This is a genomic window from Mesorhizobium sp. M0040, assembly GCF_040323505.1.
Taxonomy (GTDB): Bacteria; Pseudomonadota; Alphaproteobacteria; order Rhizobiales; family Rhizobiaceae; genus Mesorhizobium.
The window spans coordinates 53,613-73,367 of the sequence record NZ_JAMYVA010000020.1; the positions used below are offsets into that span (position 1 = coordinate 53,613).

19 protein-coding genes and 1 tRNA gene are annotated in these 19,755 nt (G+C 61.0%); 10 read left to right on the forward strand and 10 right to left on the reverse strand.

The window, feature by feature from the left end; translation table 11 throughout:
* Window positions 1–8: 8 nt before the first annotated feature.
* Together NKJ91_RS18650 and NKJ91_RS18655 are read right to left on the reverse strand one after the other, a co-directional pair.
* The gene (locus NKJ91_RS18650) at window positions 9–485 is read right to left on the reverse strand and encodes a hypothetical protein (protein WP_352448896.1); all 477 of its coding nucleotides are present in this window, start codon (window positions 483–485) and stop codon (window positions 9–11) included.
* A 125-nt stretch (window positions 486–610) separates the two neighbouring features.
* The gene (locus tag NKJ91_RS18655) at window positions 611–862 is read right to left on the reverse strand and encodes a PepSY domain-containing protein (RefSeq protein WP_023675031.1); all 252 of its coding nucleotides are present in this window, start codon (window positions 860–862) and stop codon (window positions 611–613) included.
* 646 nt (window positions 863–1,508) lie between these two features.
* Between NKJ91_RS18655 and NKJ91_RS18660 the strand changes: the two genes are divergently transcribed.
* A complete protein-coding gene (locus NKJ91_RS18660) occupies window positions 1,509–2,174 on the forward strand; it encodes a hypothetical protein (protein WP_352456753.1) in 666 nt (221 codons plus the stop codon).
* A gap of 277 nt (window positions 2,175–2,451) precedes the next feature.
* On the opposite strand, the gene NKJ91_RS18665 is transcribed toward NKJ91_RS18660, so the two are convergent.
* Window positions 2,452–2,526 (reverse strand) — tRNA-Val (locus NKJ91_RS18665).
* 102 nt (window positions 2,527–2,628) lie between these two features.
* On the reverse strand, window positions 2,629–3,312 hold the full coding sequence (locus NKJ91_RS18670; RefSeq protein ID WP_352456754.1) for a phosphoglycolate phosphatase: 684 nt from the start codon (window positions 3,310–3,312) through the stop codon (window positions 2,629–2,631).
* A gap of 144 nt (window positions 3,313–3,456) precedes the next feature.
* Between NKJ91_RS18670 and rpiA the strand changes: the two genes are divergently transcribed.
* The 3 genes from rpiA to gor all read left to right on the forward strand — a co-directional run bounded on the left by rpiA (window position 3,457) and on the right by gor (window position 6,259).
* On the forward strand, window positions 3,457–4,188 hold the full coding sequence (gene rpiA, locus NKJ91_RS18675; protein ID WP_352456755.1) for a ribose-5-phosphate isomerase RpiA: 732 nt from the start codon (window positions 3,457–3,459) through the stop codon (window positions 4,186–4,188).
* Window positions 4,175–4,753, forward strand: coding sequence for a DUF2059 domain-containing protein (locus tag NKJ91_RS18680; protein ID WP_352456756.1), 579 nt, complete (start codon window positions 4,175–4,177; stop codon window positions 4,751–4,753). The genes rpiA and NKJ91_RS18680 overlap by 14 nt, the downstream gene beginning before the upstream one ends.
* 117 nt (window positions 4,754–4,870) lie before the next feature.
* Window positions 4,871–6,259 (forward strand): glutathione-disulfide reductase, encoded by a 1,389-nt coding sequence (gene gor, locus NKJ91_RS18685; RefSeq protein WP_352456757.1) that lies wholly within the window; start codon window positions 4,871–4,873, stop codon window positions 6,257–6,259.
* A 57-nt stretch (window positions 6,260–6,316) separates the two neighbouring features.
* Here gor and mgtE read toward each other — a convergent pair whose 3' ends face one another.
* Both mgtE and NKJ91_RS18695 read right to left on the reverse strand, forming a co-directional pair.
* Window positions 6,317–7,681 (reverse strand): magnesium transporter, encoded by a 1,365-nt coding sequence (gene mgtE, locus NKJ91_RS18690; RefSeq protein ID WP_352456758.1) that lies wholly within the window; start codon window positions 7,679–7,681, stop codon window positions 6,317–6,319.
* A 271-nt stretch (window positions 7,682–7,952) separates the two neighbouring features.
* On the reverse strand, window positions 7,953–9,842 hold the full coding sequence (locus NKJ91_RS18695; RefSeq protein ID WP_352456759.1) for an ABC transporter ATP-binding protein/permease: 1,890 nt from the start codon (window positions 9,840–9,842) through the stop codon (window positions 7,953–7,955).
* A 628-nt stretch (window positions 9,843–10,470) separates the two neighbouring features.
* On the opposite strand from NKJ91_RS18695, the gene NKJ91_RS18700 reads away from it, so the two are divergent.
* Window positions 10,471–10,905, forward strand: a complete 435-nt coding sequence (locus tag NKJ91_RS18700; protein WP_352456760.1) for a hypothetical protein — start codon at window positions 10,471–10,473, stop codon at window positions 10,903–10,905.
* 6 nt (window positions 10,906–10,911) lie between these two features.
* Here the strand turns inward: NKJ91_RS18700 and NKJ91_RS18705 are convergent, their stop codons facing one another.
* Both NKJ91_RS18705 and NKJ91_RS18710 read right to left on the reverse strand, forming a co-directional pair.
* Window positions 10,912–11,589 (reverse strand): DsbA family oxidoreductase, encoded by a 678-nt coding sequence (locus NKJ91_RS18705; RefSeq protein WP_352456761.1) that lies wholly within the window; start codon window positions 11,587–11,589, stop codon window positions 10,912–10,914.
* Window positions 11,590–11,612: 23 nt separating this feature from the next.
* Window positions 11,613–13,433, reverse strand: coding sequence for an extracellular solute-binding protein (locus NKJ91_RS18710; protein WP_352456762.1), 1,821 nt, complete (start codon window positions 13,431–13,433; stop codon window positions 11,613–11,615).
* Between the two features lie 231 nt (window positions 13,434–13,664).
* Here NKJ91_RS18710 and NKJ91_RS18715 point away from each other — a divergent pair, with 231 nt between their 5' ends.
* Complete coding sequence (locus NKJ91_RS18715) at window positions 13,665–14,294, forward strand: invasion associated locus B family protein (RefSeq protein ID WP_023675042.1); 630 nt, start codon at window positions 13,665–13,667, stop codon at window positions 14,292–14,294.
* Between the two features lie 122 nt (window positions 14,295–14,416).
* On the opposite strand, the gene hspQ is transcribed toward NKJ91_RS18715, so the two are convergent.
* Together hspQ and NKJ91_RS18725 are read right to left on the reverse strand one after the other, a co-directional pair.
* Entirely contained in the window at window positions 14,417–14,740 is a 324-nt protein-coding gene (gene hspQ, locus NKJ91_RS18720) for a heat shock protein HspQ (protein WP_023675043.1), read from the reverse strand.
* A 221-nt stretch (window positions 14,741–14,961) separates the two neighbouring features.
* On the reverse strand, window positions 14,962–16,170 hold the full coding sequence (locus NKJ91_RS18725) for a UbiH/UbiF family hydroxylase (RefSeq protein ID WP_352456763.1): 1,209 nt from the start codon (window positions 16,168–16,170) through the stop codon (window positions 14,962–14,964).
* 103 nt (window positions 16,171–16,273) lie between these two features.
* Between NKJ91_RS18725 and NKJ91_RS18730 the strand changes: the two genes are divergently transcribed.
* The 4 genes from NKJ91_RS18730 to NKJ91_RS18745 are packed head-to-tail and all read left to right on the forward strand — an operon-like array spanning window position 16,274 to window position 19,607.
* Complete coding sequence (locus NKJ91_RS18730) at window positions 16,274–17,170, forward strand: DUF2182 domain-containing protein (RefSeq protein ID WP_352456764.1); 897 nt, start codon at window positions 16,274–16,276, stop codon at window positions 17,168–17,170.
* 14 nt (window positions 17,171–17,184) lie between these two features.
* Entirely contained in the window at window positions 17,185–17,799 is a 615-nt protein-coding gene (locus NKJ91_RS18735) for a DUF1326 domain-containing protein (protein ID WP_352456765.1), read from the forward strand.
* A 35-nt stretch (window positions 17,800–17,834) separates the two neighbouring features.
* Window positions 17,835–18,611 carry a phosphatidylcholine synthase gene (gene pcsA / locus NKJ91_RS18740; RefSeq protein ID WP_502896505.1) on the forward strand — a complete coding sequence of 259 codons (777 nt, stop codon included), beginning with the start codon at window positions 17,835–17,837 and terminating at the stop codon, window positions 18,609–18,611.
* 18 nt (window positions 18,612–18,629) lie between these two features.
* Window positions 18,630–19,607, forward strand: a complete 978-nt coding sequence (locus NKJ91_RS18745) for a quinone oxidoreductase family protein (protein ID WP_352456767.1) — start codon at window positions 18,630–18,632, stop codon at window positions 19,605–19,607.
* The last annotated feature ends 148 nt before the right edge of the window (window positions 19,608–19,755 follow it).

Consider the following 19,755-nt stretch of genomic DNA (forward strand, 5'->3'; position numbering starts at 1 on the left):
ATGCGGTTCTAGCGCTGAAACAGTGGACGCCGGAAACCGGCATCGCGTCCGGCGATGAGCCAATAGACCAAGCCCGCGACAACGCCTGCGGCGGCAATGATGCCGATATCGGCCCAGCGCTCCGGGTTCGTGTCATCCGGTACACTCGGCCAGATCAAGGCGAAGCCGCCAACCGCGGCCGCCGCGCCGAAGACCATGTGCAGCCAAAAACTGCGCAGCGAGAAAAACTCGGCAATCAGTGCGAAGATCAGCGTCTGCAAGCCGGTCAGCACGATCGTCAGAAAATAGATGAACATGCCGAGCGGCGGCAACAGCAGCACCGCAACGGGGGTGACACCCATGACGTCGAAATAATTCGGCGCATTTGGCAGCGAACTCAGCCCGCCATAGATCGCCGCCACCGCGATCAGCCCAACCAGTACCGCTATGAAATAACCCGCGAGCATCATCAGAAAGCGTTTCAATACGTGCTTTACCGTCGCCATGCCCACCCCCGCGCGCAATGATAGCACCCAGTCAGCCATCAAAGTCATATCTACGCAAGAGTGTGCCGAAGGCCGGGGGCCTTCGAGGCGCGCCTTTTTCGAATGCTAACCTTTGCAGGCAGCGACTATTTCGGCGCGGCTGTCACCGGATCGTAGGTGATTTCGACTTTCGCCTTGTCGCTCGTGTAATAAATGACGGTGTAGCCATCGCTGTCCCAATCGATTTCCTTGATGTAGCGGAAGTCGTCGCGCTGCTCGACCTTGGCGATGATTTCCGACAGCTTCTTGGCATTCTGCGGCGGCACCGGATTTTCGTCCGCGGCAAAGGCCGATCCGCCGACAAGCAGCACGGCGGCCGCCAAAACAAGTCTGGACATGGCTTTCCCTCACATCTCGATCAGCAGAAACTCGTTTCTATGTAGGTTTGTTCCGGGATAGCGGACCGTTGCGCTACAAGGAGGCGCCGGCCGTGCCTGACTTATGGCCGCCGAAAGAACACGGCGACTGCTTAAAATCATGATGCGTCGCCTCAACATCGCGGCCATAATAGTGCCGGCGGTCATTCGGGGGTCTACATGCAAATGCGTCATGCCATCATATTTGTACTTTCCATACTTTCCATCCTGGCCGTTTCGATGCCTGTGCAGAAAGCCGCAGCGCTCGAACCTGAACGCTATACGGTCTATTGCGCCGACGACCGCATCGAGGTTTCGTTCTGGGATATCGAGCAGATGAGGTGCGGGCCGGCTCCAACGTTTGCCAGTTCCAAAGCTATACGAGCTACAGCAGCGCCTTGAATTTCGCCCAAAAAGAATTTTGGCGGCGAGGGGGCGACCTGCAGCTGCTAGTGGTAAAAATCTGACGCTTGGTGCCCGATGCGGATTATCTGTTCCGACCCTTTCCGGTCGTACAGACGTGGCAATGCTACGGCGTCAGTTGACCCGTTCCGATCATTGGCCATCTTGCAACCGTTTGAAATCTGGCGCTAGATGGGACATGGGACCATTACTGCGCGAGGTCTCTATGGCAAACACAGAAGAAGGAACGCGCGTAGCAGGAGTTTGGCTTGCGATCGCCTCTATCCTGCTGGCAGGCGCGCTGGTCGGCCATGGTCCGATCGATCCCGATATGGGTCGCCAGATGGGAGTCATCACCGACGACCCTGTCCGATGGGCGATCATCCATTGGGTTTCCGCGGTAGCGCTATCACTGTTCGTCCTGACAGGTCTGATCGTGCTGGCGGCCAGATCGCGCCTCACCGAGGCGTGGTGGACGTTGTCTGCCTGGGGTGTGCTGACTGTCGGCGCGCTCTGGACCATGACGACCGCGGTGGCCGAGGCCACCGTGGTCTCCGCCGCAGCTGCCGCCGGGGACACGGCAACTTTCGAGGCCTGGTGGGCATTTTCCGAAGGAAAGGCTAACGGCTTCATGTTTTTGGCGTTGGCCGTTGCCGTGATCGCTGGCAACGAGGCGCGGACCACTCACCGAGCCACGCCGGTCTGGGCATCGTACATCGCAGTCGTGGCCGGAATTGGAGCCTTCCTCGGTTGGCCCCTGGGCATGTGGCTCGGAGTCACCCTGGGCAGTTTCGTCTGGGTCGTGGCATCACTGGTGATGTCCCTGTGGACACTTTGGTTCGGGTTGGGTTTAGCGCGGACCGTGATCGGGCTGCGGCCTCACAATGGGTGACATCGAGTCCGTAGCGGGAGCGTAGCGAGCGACCGCTTGATGACCGCGACGGGCGCTCCAGCCGCTCCGAGGCGGCGGGGATTGCTTCGCGCCGCTGAAAACGGCCTCGACGCGCGAGTTTGCCGAATGGGCAATATGCTTGCAGTAGGCGCGATAAAGCCGCTTCAGCAGCCGGAGCGAAAGGCAGGTTTACCCAGAGCGGGCCTACTGCTTCGGCACCAAGCGTCAGATTTTGACCACTAGCCGCTCTGACTTGGAATTGATTCAGGAAAGCAGATGGTGGGCGATGCAGGGATTGAACCTGCGACCCCACCCGTGTGAAGGGTGTGCTCTCCCGCTGAGCTAATCGCCCGCTCGTTGCCCGAAGGCCAAGCGCGCCGCGATATAAGGGAGGCCGGCCTATGAAGTCAACCACTTGTCGGTCGTCATCTGGCGGTCTGGACTATGGTCGGCTTCAGCCCTCTGCCGCGGCCATCAGCCCTTGTACCAGATCGAGCGTCAGCGAATCGAAATGCGAGATCACCGCCGACGGTTCGAACTCCCGTACATGACGGTCGGTGTAGCCGAAATCGACTGCCACCACCGGAATCCCGGCGGCCTTTGCCGTGTCGATGTCGGTCTGCGAATCACCGACCATCAGTGCACGGTGCGGGTCGCCGCCGGCGCGCGCGATGGTTTGCGTGAGATGGCGCGGGTCTGGCTTGCGGAACGAAAAACTGTCCTGGCCGCAGATCGCCGCGAAATGCCTGGTCATACCGAGCGCCTCGATCAGCGCCACCGAATTGGCCTCGTATTTATTGGTGCAGATGGCCAGCAGGTAACCGGCTGCCTCGAACCGTGCGATCGCCTCGGGGACGCCGGGGTAGGGGCGCGATTTGCCGGGAATGTTAACGGTGTAATGGTCCAGAAACAGCTTGAGCAGGCGGTCGTGCTCCTCCACTGCCAGCGACCTGTGCTGCGCTGCGTGAGCGCGCTCGATCATCACCCGGCCGCCATGGCCGACGAAGCGCTTGAAGCCGGCTTCGTCGACGGCCGCGAGCTGGCTGGCGGCAAGGCTGTGGTTGAGACTGTCGAGCAGGTCCGGCGCCGTGTCGATCAGCGTCCCGTCGAGGTCGAACACGATGATCGGTCGGGTCATGGCCTGTCCTGTGACGATTTGATTGCCGGCAGGCGATAAACGCTGCGGCCCGTTCAGGCAAGCCGGCTTATCCACCGCGGGCAAGGTCCTTTGACCAGCCCGGCAAAAATGCTACGAGCGCCGAAACAAATCTCGGGACCCGGCATGGATGCGAGGCAATTGAAGGTTGAGGCAGCGCGGGCAGCGCTTGCCCATGTCACGGATGGCATGCGGCTCGGCATCGGCACCGGCACGACGGCGGATGAGTTCGTGCGGCTGCTCGCCGACAAGGTCGCCACCGGCCTGACTGTCATCGGCGTGCCGACCTCGGAGCGCACCGCCGTCCTTTGCACCGAGCTTGGTGTGCCGCTGTCCACCCTCGAGGAAACCCCCGAGCTCGACCTCACCATCGACGGCGCCGACGAGATCGATCCGGCGCTGACGTTGGTCAAGGGCGGCGGCGGCGCGCTGCTGCGCGAAAAGATCGTCGCGGCGGCCTCCGCCCGCATGATCGTCATCGCCGACAGCTCCAAGATGGTCGAGATGATCGGCCGTTTTCCGCTGCCCATCGAAGTCAACCGGTTTGGCCTGCGCGCCACCGAAATTGCGGTCGGCGCGGCGGCTGCAAACCTTGGCCTTTCCGGCCCTGTTACATTGAGGATGACGGGGAGCCAGCCATTTGTTACAGACGGCGGCCATTTTATCCTCGATGCATCTTTTGGCCGCATTCCGGATACAAGAGCGCTTTCGAATGCTCTCCACGCCATTCCGGGCGTGGTCGAGCATGGTCTTTTCATCGGGCTGGCATCAACGGCCATCATAGCCGGCGGCGACGGCATCCAAACCGTCCATGCCGCCCGAAAATCAGGGAGTTTTACCGATCATGACGTTGCATAACCGGGTTGGCCGCTTTTTTGCCATTCTGGCGGCCTCGGCCGTTTTCGCGTTTTCGTCGCCTGCGTCTTCGCAGGACGTCACCGATGCGCATTTGAAGGCGGCGCGCGCCGCCGTCGCGGCGATCCATGCGACGGATACGTTCGACAGCATCCTGCCGCAAGCGGCCGCGGCACTGGAGCAGCAGCTGATCCAGAAGAACCCGGACATGCAGGAACTGATCGCCAAGACGATCAACGAGAAGGCGATGGCCTTGGCATCGCGCCGCGCCGACCTGGAAAGGGAAGCGGCGCTCGCCTATGCAAAGGTGTTCTCGGAAAAGGAACTCAATGAAATCGCCGCCTTCTACAATTCCGATTCCGGCAAGAAGCTGCTCGACAACGGCCCGATCGTGACGCGCGAACTGGTGAAGGCTGCCGAGATCTGGCAGAACGGCCTGGCTCGCGATCTCGCCCAGCAGGTCGGCGAGACCCTGGGTGCAGCGGCGAATGCCAAGGCGCCGGCTGCACCTGCCGACGGTACCGCTCCGGCCGATGGCGCAGCTCCCGCGGATGCTACACCGAATTGATTGCGGACTTCCGAGCCGCCTGACCGCCACTGGACCAAAAGCCCGGCAAATCCGGGCTTTTCTTTTGATAGTCGGCAGCCTACCTGTCTCGGGGTTTGAGGGGCAAGGAGTTCAGCCATGGCCGGTTACGACTACGATCTTTTCGTCATCGGCGGCGGCTCCGGCGGGGTGAGGGCGGCGCGCGTCGCGGCCGCACTCGGCAAGCGTGTCGGCATTGCCGAGGAATACCGCTATGGCGGCACATGCGTGATCCGTGGCTGCGTGCCGAAGAAGCTCTATGTCTACGCCTCGCAATTCCCCGAGCATTTCGCCGATGCCGCCGGTTATGGCTGGACGGTGCCTGAGGCGCGTTTCGACTGGCAGACGCTGGTCGCCAACAAGGACCGCGAAATCAGCCGGCTGGAGGCCATCTACCAGAAGAACGTGCAGGGCGCCGGCGGCGAGGTCTTTCATTCGCGCGCCACCCTGGTCGATCGGCATGTGGTGCATCTTCTTGGTGAGGATCGCACCGTTACCGCCGACCAGATCCTGATCGCTACCGGCGGGCGACCGGCGCCGCATCCGGCATTGCCCGGCCATGAGCACTGCATCTTTTCCAACGAGGCCTTCGACCTCAAGGAACTGCCGAAGGCAATCATGATCGAGGGCGGCGGCTATATCGCCGTCGAATTCGCCAACATCTTTCACGGCCTCGGCGTCGACACGACGCTGGTCTACCGCGGCAAGGAGATCCTCAGCCGTTTCGACATGGACCTCAGACGCATGCTGCACGACACGATGGAAAAGAAGGGGATAAAAATCCTCTGCCACGCCGTGTCCGAGTGGGTCAGGAAGCGGCCTGACGGCCGGCTCGACGCGCTTGTCACCGGCGGCACGGTGCTGACGGTCGACCAGGTCATGCTCGCCATCGGCCGCATTCCCAATACCGAGAACATGGGCCTGGAAGGCGTCGGCATCGAGATGACCAAAACCGGGGCAATCCACGTCGACGAATACTCCCGCACGAACATCGACAACATCTGGGCAATCGGTGACGTCACCCATCGCGTGCAATTGACGCCGGTGGCAATCCACGAGGCGATGTGCTTCGTCGAGACCGCCTTCAAGGACAAGCCGACGGCGCCCGACCATGACACGATCGCTACCGCAGTCTTTTCGCAGCCCGAGATCGGTACGGTCGGCCTGTCGGAGGATGAGGCGGCAAAGCGCTTTTCGGATGTTGAAATCTACCGCGCCACCTTCCGGCCGATGCGGCACACGCTTTCCGGCCGCGACGAAAAGATGCTGATGAAGCTGGTCGTCGACGGCGCCTCGAAAAAGGTCCTCGGCGCCCACATCCTCGGGCCGGATGCCGGCGAAATGGCGCAGCTTCTCGGCATACCGCTGAAGGCCGGCCTGACCAAGGATGATTTCGATCGCACCATGGCGGTGCATCCGACCGCCGCGGAAGAACTCGTCACCATGTACAAGCCGACTTACCGGGTGAGAGATGGTGAGCGCGTCTGACGCGACAAGAACCCATCGCGGCAACGAGATTGCCGCGATGGAAGCGCGTGAGGTTTTTTACAGCAGCGTTCCGCGCAGGATCACCAACGCCACCGAAAAATAAATCACCAGCCCGGTGACGTCGACCAGCGTGGCGACGAACGGAGCCGACGCGCTGGCCGGGTCGAAGCCGATGCGCTTCAGGGCGAACGGCAGCATCGATCCAGACAGCGAGCCGAAGGTGACGATGCCAACCAGCGTGGCGCCGATCGTCATTGCGATCAGCGGCCAGTGGGGGCCGTAGTCGTAGAAGCCGAGATACTGCCAGAGCGCGATGCGGCAGACGCCGACTACGCCAAGGATCGAGCCAAGCACCAGGCCGGTGGGCAGCTCGCGCAGGGCCACCCGCCACCAGTCGCCAAGGCCGATCTCGCGCAGCGCCAGCGCCCGGATGACGAGCGAGGTCGCCTGCGAGCCGGAATTGCCGCCGGAGCTCATGATCAATGGAATAAATAGCGTCAGCACGATCGCCTTTTCCAGCTCGCCCTCGTAACTTTGCATCGCGTTGGCGGTCAGCATCTCGCTGATAAACAGCGCGCACAGCCAGCCGGCGCGTTTCTGGATCATCGCCAGAAAGCTCATCTTCATATAGGGCTCGTCGAGAGCCTCCATGCCGCCGAAACGATGCACATCCTCCGTCGTTTCCTCGATCATCGTGTCGATAATATCGTCGATGGTAACGATGCCGAGGAGCTTGCCGTTGTCCACGACCGGAACGGCGAGCAGATCATATTTCGAGATCAACTGAGCGACCTTTTCACTATCGGTCAGCGGTGAAACGGTGATAGGCGCACGATCCGGCGCTATTGCCATGATCAGCTCGTCGGGCCCGCCAGCGATCAGCCGACGCAGGCTGGTCGAGCGCAATAGGACCTGCGTTTGCGGATCGACGATGTAGATCGCGTAGACGGTTTCGCGCGTCCGCTCCACCTTGCGGATGTAATCCAGCGTGCGGGCCACGCTCCAGTCCGGCGGCACGCTGACATATTCGGTCGTCATGAGCGAGGCGGCGCTGCCTTCGGGATAGCCGAGAATGGCAAGCAGCGTCGCGCGCAGCGGTGGCGCCAGGCCACCGAGCAGTCCGGAACGAGCCGGCTCGTTCAGATCGCGCAGTATGTCGGCGGCGCGGTCGACCGACATGGCGGCAAGCAGTCTGCCTGCCTTGATGCGGGGCAGCGCCTCGACCAGTTCGGATGCGCCGTCGAGTTCAGGCTGGTCGAAGATCTCGACCAGCCGCTCGAACGGCACTTCGCAAAGCAGCTCCGATGCCGTCTCGCGGGGCTCCTGGTTCAAGGCCTCGACGATGTCGGCGACGTGTTCGTTGGCAAGTACGCGAGCGATGGCGATGGCATCGCCGCCCGCGACAGGGGAAAACTCGTTCATGGCTCACTCCTTGCCGTCCGGCAGGACGTGAGCCTGTCAGGTCACGTCAAGCGGACGGCGGTTGCGTTCGACTGTGACTGTCGCCAGGCATGGCGCGGTGACCTTTCTGCTCGCGGGTTCGAGTTGAGATTCTGCAAGCCGGCGCAACATAGGAGCGCGCCTTGCCGAGTCAATCGCGAGAGCGGGTTAAAACGGCGGCAAACCGACTGGATCGCGAGACTGTGATCGGGCTACGTGGCAGGCTGGCTGGATGCTGGCAGTGGTGCCGCGGCTATCTCTGCTTCAGCCGGCGGGGAAAGCGCAGCCACTTGTCCTCGGCCGGCCGCGTCGGCTGCGTGAGGATGGTGGTGAGCTCTACCGGCAAGCTCGGAACCAGCGGCTTCTTGGTGGCGACGCCGTCGGCGATCGCAACCACGCTGTGGTAGAATTCGGTGCCCGCGAGCGATCTCGGCGGCGTCGCCTCATGCATGATCGAGATCACAGTTGCATCAGGGCAATTGTCCTTGATCGCCTGGTGGAAGGCGATCCGTCCATCGGGGTCGAGCGCGCCGGTGGCTTCATCGAGGAACAGCAATCCCGGCTGCTGCAGCACGATACGGGCGACAACCAGCTTCTGTTTCTGCCCACCCGAGAGAACCTGATCCCAGATCTTTCCTTCACGACTCTCATCGGCCAAATGCTCGATGAAATCGCCGAGGCCGGCCTTGTGCAGGGCGGATGCGACCTGCAGGTCGGCGTAATCATGCTCGGAACCGGGCAGGCAGACCAGTTGCTTCAACGAGACCTGCTGCAGCTTCACCTCCTGGGCGGCGTAGAAACTCCTGACCCCTTCCGGGAAGACGATGGTACCGCGGCCATAAGGCCACAGCCCGTTGATCGCCTTAATCAGCGAGGTCTTGCCGCAGCCGGATTCGCCCTTGAGGAAAGTCCACTCGCCACGCCGGAAGCGCAAATTTGCAGCACTCAGGAAGGGCGTTGCGTCCTCGCCCTGATGCGCCAGTTCGAGCTTCTGGATGGTCAGGCCGAAAACTGGGTTTTGGCGGTCGTAGCGAAAATCGGAGCGGCCGGTCTGCTGATAAAATTCCTGCGGGTGCTGGACGTTTTCGATCGCCTGCGCCAATTCAATGACGCGCAAGCTGTTGGCGCGCAACGTGGCAAGACTTGGCATGACATGGATGAACCACGAACATTTGCTGATCAGCGCGTTGACCTGTTCGGAACCTGTTATGTAACCCTTGAGGTCGAGGCCGTTATGGATGAACGGCACAAGGCCAGGCCCGAAGGCGACAATTTTGGCACCGACAAAGTTATAGACCGATTCGAATCCCGAATAGATGGTGTTGACGATGTTGAACTTCGACCAAGTCCTATCGATGTCGAGATAGAGCCGGCTATGTATCGTCTTCTGCACGACTTCGCCTTGCGAGGCCGCGACATGAAAGCTGCGGCGCAATAACGTGATCAGTTCGCCCCGATAGCTGCCTTCAGCCTTCTGCATCCTGATGTTGAGCCACTCCAGCATTCCGCCGATTTTGACTGCGATCCAGGTGTTGAACGGCACGTAGAGAGCGACCGCCAGCAGAGCAAGCACGACACTCCCGTAGCTGCCGAGGAACTCGAGTCCTTTTACCTCCACAGAATTTGCCAACAAAGCTCCACCGACAAAGTAGAGCGAGGTAAAGACACTGAATACCCCCATGGCAAGCCCAATAGCGCCCCCTGTCATGTCCTTGATCGATTCCTGCACGCGCTGGTCGATGTTGTCGGGCGCTGCCGTGCCGGACGAGCCATGCTGGGCGTGGTAGTGTGAATGGTTGGGGTCGAGTAGCGCCGCATTGAAGCGGCTATCTAGCCAGCCGCGCCATTTGCGATGCAATGTCGCCGATACAAACTTGCATGTACTGGTAATGCCCATGTCCTTGAGCACGACCAGCAGCACGAGCAGGCCGGCATTGGTCAGCAACGTTTTGAGCGGCGTGGTATTCGCGGCGTCGTGAAAAAAAGCGATTGAGGTATATAGTTCAGCCGCCGCCACGGTAAACCAGACGTCGGCTTTGCTGGAGAGCCCTGTCAGCAAGCCTATTACCAAGGTGAGCGTCCAGGCTTCGACCCACTTGTCCGAGAACCAGTAGGCCCGCATCAGTCCCCAGAAGCTGCGCATCGACGATACGGGCGTCAGGGGCGACTGCCTTGCGGCACCGCGGAGCCATTTTTCCGATATTGAATGTCGCGTTGGTCTATCGACCCGAATCACTATCCCGCCCAAACGATTTTTCTTTTGTTACGGACAGTAACACCAATTGATCATTTTCCATTAGCTTTTCACCAGTCGCAGGTGGCTTAGCTCGCCGGCCGTTGCAGTGGAGCAACAGAATGAATGATCATGGCGCTATGCCGTCATGCTTCGAGGGGCGGAATACCCACGCAATTTCAATTAGTTACTTGCCTGTGCCGGAGCAAGTAGAGACCTTCCCCAAGGGAAGGTCTTCACACAGCTTTGTGAACATAGAAGCGCCGTCCAGCGGTCGATCTTCACAGCCTGAATCGCCTTCACGGCCAGTCCGGCCTCGTCGGCGGCCAGAAAGTGACCGCATGATTCGTGGTTGAAGCCGCCTTGTCAGGACGCCGTAGTCGGCCAAGCAATGACTTTGCCGACACAGTCCAGGGTGAAGATCAATATCAATTGGCCCGTGCCTTTTTAAGAGCGCGCACAAACCGCGTTTGACAAACACGCGCTTCGGATCGAACCTGCCGGACGCATCCAGGTTTGACCCGGGGGGAAGTTTGCCATGCTTGCACGGACATTGTTTGTGGCGATGCTCGTGATGTTTGCCTGGCTGCCGCAAACATATGCCGGCAGCCAGACCGTTCCCGCAAACGCCGAGGGACAGATCGAGTTCAACACGCCGTCCGGCAATATTGGCTGCATCTACACGCCGAACGGCGGCACCAGCACCTACGAGCCGCAGGATGGCGGACCGGAGTTGAGCTGTTCGCGCGTCGAGCCCAGCTACGTCACCGTCATCCTCGGCCCGAAAGGCCAGGCGACGCTGATCAAGAATCCGGGCGAGCAAGGCTGCTGCGGCGACGTCGCCAACCTGGCGTACGGCGCCAGCTGGAGTAAGGGCCCGTTTTCCTGCCAGTCATCCACCAAGGGATTGACCTGCACCGGCAAGCATGGCCATGGCTTTTTCGTCAGCAAGGCCAAGGTGACGGTGAAATAGTCCGACTCAGTTCGCCGTTTCCAGTTCGCCGCGTGCCTTGGCCGCGGCGACCTGGCGGAGTGCATCGGCGAGCGTATCGGCGTCCTGGGCGCCCATCACCGCATATTTGCCTTCAAGCAGAAAGCACGGCACACCCGATATGCCCATGCGCGAAGCGGTGGCGATTTCGGTGCGCACCGCCTCTACATCGGCGTCGGTCGGCAGAAGCGTTTCGACCACGGACGCATCCATGCCGGCCTCGCGGGCGGCTTCGATCAGCACGGCATGATCGCCGAGATTGGCGCCTTCCTCGAAATTCAGCTGGAACAGCCGACGCACCAGCCGGTTCTGAATGGCCTCGCCGGCCGTCCCGGCCCAGCGAATGAGACGGTGCGCATCCAGCGTATTGGGCGCGACCTTGATGGCGTCGAAGGCGAAGGAGATGCCTTCAGCCTCGCCCAGCGGTTCGATCCGGGCATGGATTTCGCGGATGCGTTGCTCGCTGCCGAATTTCGCCACCATATAGTCGCGGCGGTTCTTGCCTTCGGGCGGGATTGTTGGGTCGAGTTGGAAGGGCCGCCAGCGTATGTGAACGTCGATATCGACGGCGGCAATCGCCTTGTCGAGCCGTTTCTGGCCGATAAAGCACCAGGGGCACACGACGTCGGAGACCACATCGACGGTAATCGAGTTCTCGTCGTTCATCTTGATCTCCTGTTGTGAAGAGGTCACTTCGGTTTGCGCCACCAGGTCGGCAACTGATAACCGTATATGGGCGTCTTTTGCGGATGTTCCAGATAGTTCCAATAAGCGAGCCATTGCTGGTTGTTGTGCTGCGTCGGCACCATGTAGTTGCCGGAGATCAGCAGCCGGTCGAGAACGCGGACGGCGGCGACGGAGTCCTCCTTCGAACGAGCTCTCAGCATCGCCTCGATCGCCGCATCCACCGCCGGATCGGCGACGCCGGCGAGGTTGAACGATCCTTCGGCCTTGGCGGCAGCGGATCCCCAGCGCCCGGTTTGCTCGATACCGGGCGACAGCGAGTTGTTGAAACCGGTCGAGCCGACCAGCACCTCGAAATCGAAACGCTGCTTGCGCGACTGGATCTGATCACCGTCGAGGCTGCGGATGCCGACATCGATGCCGAGCTTCTCAAGGGTGCGCTGATAGATAGCGGCAAGTCGCTCTTCGTCCTGCGAGGCGGTCAGGATCTCGAAACCGAACGGCTTTCCCTCGGCATCGAGCATCGCGCCGTCCCGCACCGCATAGCCCGCGCTCTTCAGCAGCTCGAATGCCGCCTTCAGCACCTTGCGGTCCTGGCCGGAGCCGTCGGTAACGGGCGGCCTGTAGGTGCCGTCCATGACATCTGCGGGCACGCGGCCGGGGTAGGGGGCCAGCAGGGCCTTTTCCTTTTCGCTGGCCGGGTGGCCGAGCGCGGACAGCTCGGAATTCTGCCAAAAGCTCATCGTGCGCGTGTATTTGCCGCCGAACAGATTCTTGTTGGCCCATTCGAAATCGTAGAGCATGCCGAGCGCGCGCCGCACGACCGGATTGGAAAATTTCGGCAGCCGCGTGTTGAACAGGAAACCGTTGACCACCGGCGGAATGCCGGTATCGAAAGTTTCGGCGATGACCTCGCCCCTGTGGAAGGCCGGAAAATCGAGATCGCGCTCGCGTTTGACCGGGTCGCTGTCGTCGTCGATGGCGCAGATGCCTTTCTTGAACGCTTCCTGCTTGGCGTTGGCGTTGAGGAAATATTCGATGGTGATCTGGTCGTAATTGTCGAAGCCGCGCTTGGACGGCACGTCCTTGCCCCAATAGTCCGGATTGCGCTTGAACACGATGCGCTGACCGGGCACGACTTGCGCCACCGTGTAAGGCCCGCTGCCGATCACCGGCTTTAGCGTCGTCCTGTCGAAGGTGTCCTTGTTGAAGGCGTGTTTCGGGATGATCGGCGTCAGCGCAATGATCAAAGGAAATTCGCGGTCGGCCTTGTCGTTGAAGGTGAAGCGCACACTGCGGTCGCCGGTCTTTTCGAGCTTGGCAATCGCTTTCATTCGCTGGCTGTAAGGTGGGCGGCCCTTCTCGGTGAAGACGTCATAGGTAAACAACACGTCTTCCGGCGTCACCGGCTCGCCGTCCGACCATTTGGCGTTGGGATCGAGGTGGAATTCGATGCTCTTGCGCTCGGGATCCATGTCGGCGGTATCGGCGAGCAGGCCGTAGAGACTGAAGGCCTCGTCGTAGTTGCGCTGCATCAACGGCTCGAAGACAAGATTGCCAAAGGCTTGATCCATCATGCCGCGCGCGGTGGTGCGCAGGCTTCTCAGGATGAACGGATTGAGATTGTCGAAGCTGCCGACGACGCAAAAGGTAATGCTGCCGCCTTTCGGCGCGTCGGGATTGACGTAGTTGAAATGATCATAGTCGGCCGGCAGCGCCGGCTCGCCCTGCATGGCAAGCGCGTGCACCGGTTCCGACAGGGCCGGCTGCAGGGAAAGGCCGACAAACAAGATTGCGGCGATCAGCCAAACGACAACGCGGCCCATGACCGTCTCCTTCCCGATTCGATGCGCAGCATACATGAGCCGGTCGTGCACCGGCCAACCCCTTGAGCCTATCCCTCGGCCAAGATTCGCGAGACCCGGGCTGGATTCGGCACCGCTTGCAGTGTAACACGCCGTCCGAAGTCATTCTGTTGCCTCATTTCGGCAACAGGTAGCTGGACCACACGGCATGAAAAAAGCCGGTTCCGGGATCATTTGAGAGGAATGCACGACATGACGAGCCTGAACAGCAACGCGTACCGCCTGTCGGTCATGGCCGCTGGCGTGGTCGGCATTCTGGGCGCCGGGATTCCCGCTGCTTCCGCGCAGCAGCAACAGCAGATTCCGCAAGGCTGGTTCAAGGCCTGCACCAAGCAGGAAGACGTCGACATCTGCAATGTCCAGAACATCACCACCGCCGGCAACGGCCAGCTCATCACCGGCGTCAGCCTGATCGAATTGAAGGGCAAGGTGAACCGCAAGGTGTTCCAGGTGACGGTTCCGACCGGCCGTCTCGTTCCTCCCGGCATCGGCCTCCAGATCGACGGCGGCAAGGCGCAGAAGCTCGACTATGTGATCTGTTTTCCGGACCGCTGCGTGGCGGAAGTGCCGCTGACCGATCAGCTCGTCGCGTCCTTCAAGAAAGGTTCGAACCTGACGCTGACCTCGGTCAATTTCCAGAACCAGCCGAACCCGATCAAGATCGCGCTGACCGGCTTCAGCGGCGCCTTCGACGGCCCGCCGCTGCAGCAGTCGGACATCGAGGACCGACAGAAGAAGCTCCAGGAGTTCGTCGCCAAGAACAATCAGGACTTTGCCAAGAAGCTCAAGGAAGAGCAGGAAAAGGCGAAGGCCGCCAACTGATCGGGGGGTTTCGGACGAATAAAAAAGCGGGGTTCATGCCCCGCTTTTTTCGTTTGGACCGGCTGTTTGTCGGGTCCGGCCATGTCTCAAGCCTGTCCCAGTCCAGCCAGATTCCGACTAAGTCAATGTCTCAATTGGTGCTTCGGCTCGTAGCGCCCGTCCGGCTTCTTGTCGAACATTTCACCAATCTGCGGATGCCGGACCGGTTCGCCCGACCGGTCCTCGAGTAAATTCTGCTCGGACACATAGGCGATGTATTCCGTTTCGGAATTCTCGGCGAGCAGATGATAGAAAGGCTGGTCCTTGCGCGGCCGCACGTCAGCGGGGATCGCCTCGTACCATTCGTCAGTATTGGCGAATTGCGGATCGACGTCGAAAATGACGCCGCGGAACGGAAACAGCCGGTGCCGAACCACCTGTCCGATCGAGAATTTGGCTGTCTTCATCGCACTCACCACTTGAACTTCTTGAACGCCACGTATCCTGGAACACGCAAGGAACGCTCCAGGACTTTAGATTCTTACGCACCGGTCCGGCAAAGATTGGCCCAGACCTTAAGGTCGACATCGTCATTATTTGGCGCAGACGCCGCGTCAATTCAATCCCGATCCCCTTGTTGCCGGGTTGAGCATCGCGAGATGCGGATCAAGGGCGGTGGCCAAGATCGCTATCGCTCAGCCGGTTTTCGCAATCCGCCAAAAAACGCCGCAAAACCGCTGCCGGGTCGAAGACCCTCGCGCATGAAAAACGCCCGTAACGGCGCAAACCCCTCAAGCGCGCCAAGGCCAGCGCTGCGCACCATCTGAGCCGGCAGCATGTCGGAAAGCAACGACATGTTGAGCAGGTTGACCGCGCTGCTGCGCGCCAGAATGTCCGGCCGCCGCTTGAAATCATAGGCTGCAAGCGCCTTGGCGGCGCCTGGGTCCGAGCGGTTTCTGCTTGCGGCACCAATCAGGTCGTCGATGTCCCGGATGCCGAGATTGAGGCCTTGCGCGCCGATTGGGGGAAACACGTGGGCGGCTTCACCGACAAGTGCCACGCGGCGATGCGCAAACCGCCACGGGCTCACCGCTGAAAGTGGGTAGATCTGCCGGCCGGGCTCAACCGACACGCGGCCCAACATCGATTGCATTCGCTGTTCGACCCGCGTCGAAAGCTCGGCGTCGTCGAGTGCTGCAAGGTCCTTGGCGATATCGGGTTCGAGCACCCAGACAAGGCTGGACCGGTTGCCGGGCAGGGGAACCTGTGTGAACGGACCGGTCTCGGTGTGGAATTCGGTCGAGGTGAAGGCATGGTCGCTGCGGTGACCGAAATTGAGCACCAACGCCGCCTGCGGATAGGATCGGATCGAGGTCCGGATGCCGGCTGCCTCGCGGGCCGGCGACTGACGGCCATCGGCGGCAACTGCCAACGATGCCTCAACCTCGCTGCCGTCGGCGAGAACGGCATGGGCATGGTCGGCATCGAGGCGCCATGCCTCCACCATCGACTTTCGCCATTCGATGCCCGAATGCGCGACAGTCTCGGCTAGCGTGCGGTTGAGAACGCTGTTGGGCAAGTTCAGCCCGAATTGCTCTTCGTTGATCTCGCTGGCGCGAAAGGTCACTGTCGGGCTGCGGATCAGCCGGTTGGTTGCGTCAACGATACGCATCACCTTGAGCGGCGCTGCATGCGGCCTGATTCCGTCCAAGATCCCTAGGCGTTCGAACATCTTCAGGGCAGGGTTCATCAAGGCTGTCGTCCGGCCGTCGGGGCCGGCTGCATCGGGTCCGACGAGCGTCACGGGAAAGCCCGCCTCGGCAAAGCCAAGCGCCGCGATCAGCCCCGCAGGGCCGCTGCCGGCGACCAGTATGCGTGCTGTTTCCCGATGGTTCAAATTCGGCTTCCGGATTGCGAGGTGAGGCCCGTCCGACCTGCTGGTCCATATAGGTCAGGTGATGCGGCTTGATCAACGCGGCGATTCGGCCCATTCGGTTGCCATGACCGGCCAACAAGACGATTTCAGCCACCTCGACGGCACCGGCCGCGCGATGGCGAGCGTTGCGCGCAGCCCTCGACTGACGGTGAGCGTCGTTGCCGGCATGGGCATCGCCCTTGCCTGGCTCCTTCTCGGCGCAATGGCAGTTCGTGGTGCCGTAAGCCGGCTCCCGGGCACCGATGCACCCGGCGACACGATGCTGGGGAACCTGCCGCAACTGCCGCTGCCGGATTTCCTTGCGCGTTTCTTCGCCCTTTGCCTTGCGCCGGCGCCCCTTCGCGCAAGCGTAGGCGCGCAAGGCGGGGCACTCACCGCGATGTGGCTGTTGATGGCCATCGCGACCATGCTGCCCTCCGCGGCGCCGATGATCCGCACCTATTGCGAGATCGCAGATACCGCCAGGATCAAGGGGGAACCCGTTGCCCATCCGTTGATCCTTGTCGCTGGATATTTGAGCGTCTGGCTTGCCGCTTCGGCAATATTCGCTGCCCTGACGCTCGCAGTCCATGCATTCGTGTCATCCGGGCAGATGCTCGATCCGCTGCTTGGAATTGCCGGAGCAGCCGCGCTGTCGATCGCTGGTCTCTATCAGTTCAGCTGGCTGAAGGAAGCCTGTCTGGAGAAGTGCAGAAATCCGTTCTCGGTCCTGTTCGCCAACTGGAGCGCCAGGCCCATTCGCATTTTCCGGCTCGGTATGGAGCAGGGCCTGTGGTGCCTTGGATGCTGCTGGGCGCTGATGCTGGTAATGTTTGCCGTCGGTGTGATGAACGTGTTCTGGATGGCGCTGATCGGCTTGTTCAGCCTGGTCGAAAAACAGACGGCAGGCAATCTGCCGACGCGGTTGGGCGGTGCGATACTGCTTGTCTGGGCAGCCGCGCTACTAGTAGTCTCGGCATGAGGGGGGAGAATTCGATGACAGATCAAAACTGGGCAATGAAGGGAGAGCTCATCCTTTCCTGCAATTGCACGGTTTTTTGCCCTTGCGTTCTGTCGCTCGGCAATCATCCGCCTACGGAAGGCTATTGCCAAACCTGGGCGGGGTTCCAGATCGATGCCGGCCATTTCGGCGAGGTCGACCTGTCCGGCCTCAATCTTGGGCTGGTCATGGAAATCCCCGGTTATATGAGCCGCGGCAACTGGACGGCGGGCCTGTTCATCGACAAGCGCGCCTCGGTTTACGCTGTGAAGGGACTGACGAAGATATTCACCGGCAAGGCCGGTGGAACCACATCGCTGCTCTCCATCCTGGTCGGACAGTTCCTCGGTGCCGAGCAGGTGCCGATCACCTACGAGACGCGTGAGAAAACACGCATCTTTCAGATACCGAAGATCATCGACGGTGCGGTGACGCCAATCACCGGCAAGGATCGCGACAAGGATACGGTCATCAGCAATTCGGAATACTGGATTGCGCCGGAAATCATCGTCGCCAAATCCGACAAGAGCAAAATGCGGGCCTTTGGCCGCAACTGGAACTTTGCTGGCCGTTCGGCCGAAATCTGCAAGCTGGACTGGCGGGGCCCGTGAGCAAGAAGACGACGGCCAGGAAAATCGCCGACCGGATTCCGCGGCCGAAGAAGAAAGTCACATGGCCTCAGGCGCGGGCGTTCTCGGTCCATCTCTTGACCGCGTCGGGCTCATTCCTGGCGTTTCTGTCGCTAGTGGCAGCAAGCGAGCAGCGCTGGACGGCGATGTTCTGGTGGCTGGGGCTGGCGCTTTTCGTCGACGGCATCGACGGGCCGATCGCCAGGAAGCTCGATGTCAAGGAAATCCTGCCGACTTGGTCGGGCGAACTGCTCGACAACATCATCGATTACGTGACCTACGTGCTAATTCCGGCCTTCGCGCTCTATCAGCGCGGTTTCATGGGCGAGCGCCTGTCGTTCCTGTCGGCGGCGATCATCGTGGTGTCGAGCGCAATCTACTATGCCGATACCGGCATGAAGACGAAGGAGAATTTCTTCAAGGGCTTTCCGGTCGTCTGGAACATGGTGGTGTTCACGCTGTTCGTCATCGAGCCCGGACAATGGGTTTCTTTCGCCGTGGTCGTGGTGGCCGGCATTCTCACCTTCGTGCCGATCAATTTCATCCATCCGGTGCGGGTGAAGCGGCTGCGGCCAATCAATCTCGGCATGACGCTGCTTTGGTGCGCTTTCGGCGCGCTGGCGCTGGCGCAGGCCGCACTTGCCTCCTTCTACGACCAGATCGGCGTGCTGGGCGAGCAGGTCAGCGATTTCATCAAGTTCGGGATTACGTTCACCGGGCTTTACCTCGCCTGCATCGGCGCTATCATGCAGTTCTTCCCAAATCTCGGCGCCAAGCCGGATAAGAAAGCCTGATCCCAAGAGAGCCAGAAAATGTCCAAAGCGATCCGCATCCATGCCCATGGCGGCCCGGAGGTCCTGACCTATGAGGATGCCGATCCCGGGCAGCCGGGCTCTGGACAGATCCTGGTCAAGCATACCGCGATCGGTCTCAATTTCATCGACGTCTATTATCGCTCTGGCCTTTATCCGCCGCAGGGCGGATTTCCGCTGATCCCTGGCGGCGAGGCGGCCGGCGTGGTCTTGGATGTCGGCTCGGATGTCGACTGGCTCAAACCCGGCGATCGCATCGCCTACGCCGTGACGACCGGCGCCTATGCCGGGCAGCGCGTGATCGCCGCCGACCGCGTGGTGAAGGTGCCGGACGGCATCAGCGACGAACAGGCCGCAGCCATGATGCTAAAGGGCATGACCGCCGAATATCTGTTGCGCCGTACATTCAAGGTGAAAGCCGGCGACACGATCCTGTTTCATGCGGCGGCCGGCGGTGTCGGGCTGATCCTCGGCCAATGGGCCAAGCATCTCGGCGCGACAGTGATCGGCACGGCGAGTTCCACCGACAAGATCGAGCTCGCCAAGGCGCATGGCTTCGACCACGTGATCAACTATCGCGAACAGGATTTCGTGGCCGGCGTTGCCGCTATCACCGGTGGCAAGAAATGCGACGTTGTCTACGATTCAGTCGGCAACGACACATTTCCAGCCTCGCTCGATTGCCTGCGGCCGCTCGGCACTTTCGTCAGCTTCGGTCAATCGTCTGGGCCGATCCCGCCCTTCAGCATCTCGTTGCTGGCGCAGAAGGGCTCGCTGTTCGCAACGCGGCCGACGCTGTTCGTCTATAATGCCAGGCGCGAAGACCTCGAGGTTTCCGCCGCCGCCTTGTTCGACGTGGTGCTCAGCGGCGCCGTCAAGATCAAGATAAACCAGCGTTACGCGCTCAGCGAGGCCGGCAAGGCGCATTCCGATCTCGAAGGGCGCCGGACCACCGGGACAACAATACTTATCCCTTAGGCGCGGCAGTTTCGGGCCGCCGACGCCGCCGTTCTTGCGAACTGCTCTTTACCGCTTGAGTTTCCGCTGAAATTCTTGAAGCTCTTTCAAGTCGTGAGGCGCTTACCGTAGAGAGCAGCCCGCGCATACGATGCTTGCGGGAACACAG

Excerpts from the sequence above, each read along its gene's own strand:
- NKJ91_RS18650 (WP_352448896.1), bottom strand. The coding sequence starts at position 485 with ATGGCGACGGTAAAGCACGTATTGAAACGCTTTCTGATGATGCTCGCG.
- NKJ91_RS18655 (WP_023675031.1), bottom strand. The coding sequence starts at position 862 with ATGTCCAGACTTGTTTTGGCGGCCGCCGTGCTGCTTGTCGGCGGATCG.
- NKJ91_RS18660 (WP_352456753.1), top strand. The coding sequence starts at position 1,509 with ATGGCAAACACAGAAGAAGGAACGCGCGTAGCAGGAGTTTGGCTTGCG.
- NKJ91_RS18670 (WP_352456754.1), bottom strand. The coding sequence starts at position 3,312 with ATGACCCGACCGATCATCGTGTTCGACCTCGACGGGACGCTGATCGAC.
- rpiA (WP_352456755.1), top strand. The coding sequence starts at position 3,457 with ATGGATGCGAGGCAATTGAAGGTTGAGGCAGCGCGGGCAGCGCTTGCC.
- NKJ91_RS18680 (WP_352456756.1), top strand. The coding sequence starts at position 4,175 with ATGACGTTGCATAACCGGGTTGGCCGCTTTTTTGCCATTCTGGCGGCC.
- gor (WP_352456757.1), top strand. The coding sequence starts at position 4,871 with ATGGCCGGTTACGACTACGATCTTTTCGTCATCGGCGGCGGCTCCGGC.
- mgtE (WP_352456758.1), bottom strand. The coding sequence starts at position 7,681 with ATGAACGAGTTTTCCCCTGTCGCGGGCGGCGATGCCATCGCCATCGCT.
- NKJ91_RS18695 (WP_352456759.1), bottom strand. The coding sequence starts at position 9,842 with ATGCGCAGCTTCTGGGGACTGATGCGGGCCTACTGGTTCTCGGACAAG.
- NKJ91_RS18700 (WP_352456760.1), top strand. The coding sequence starts at position 10,471 with ATGCTTGCACGGACATTGTTTGTGGCGATGCTCGTGATGTTTGCCTGG.
- NKJ91_RS18705 (WP_352456761.1), bottom strand. The coding sequence starts at position 11,589 with ATGAACGACGAGAACTCGATTACCGTCGATGTGGTCTCCGACGTCGTG.
- NKJ91_RS18710 (WP_352456762.1), bottom strand. The coding sequence starts at position 13,433 with ATGGGCCGCGTTGTCGTTTGGCTGATCGCCGCAATCTTGTTTGTCGGC.
- NKJ91_RS18715 (WP_023675042.1), top strand. The coding sequence starts at position 13,665 with ATGACGAGCCTGAACAGCAACGCGTACCGCCTGTCGGTCATGGCCGCT.
- hspQ (WP_023675043.1), bottom strand. The coding sequence starts at position 14,740 with ATGAAGACAGCCAAATTCTCGATCGGACAGGTGGTTCGGCACCGGCTG.
- NKJ91_RS18730 (WP_352456764.1), top strand. The coding sequence starts at position 16,274 with ATGACCGGCCAACAAGACGATTTCAGCCACCTCGACGGCACCGGCCGC.
- NKJ91_RS18735 (WP_352456765.1), top strand. The coding sequence starts at position 17,185 with ATGACAGATCAAAACTGGGCAATGAAGGGAGAGCTCATCCTTTCCTGC.
- NKJ91_RS18745 (WP_352456767.1), top strand. The coding sequence starts at position 18,630 with ATGTCCAAAGCGATCCGCATCCATGCCCATGGCGGCCCGGAGGTCCTG.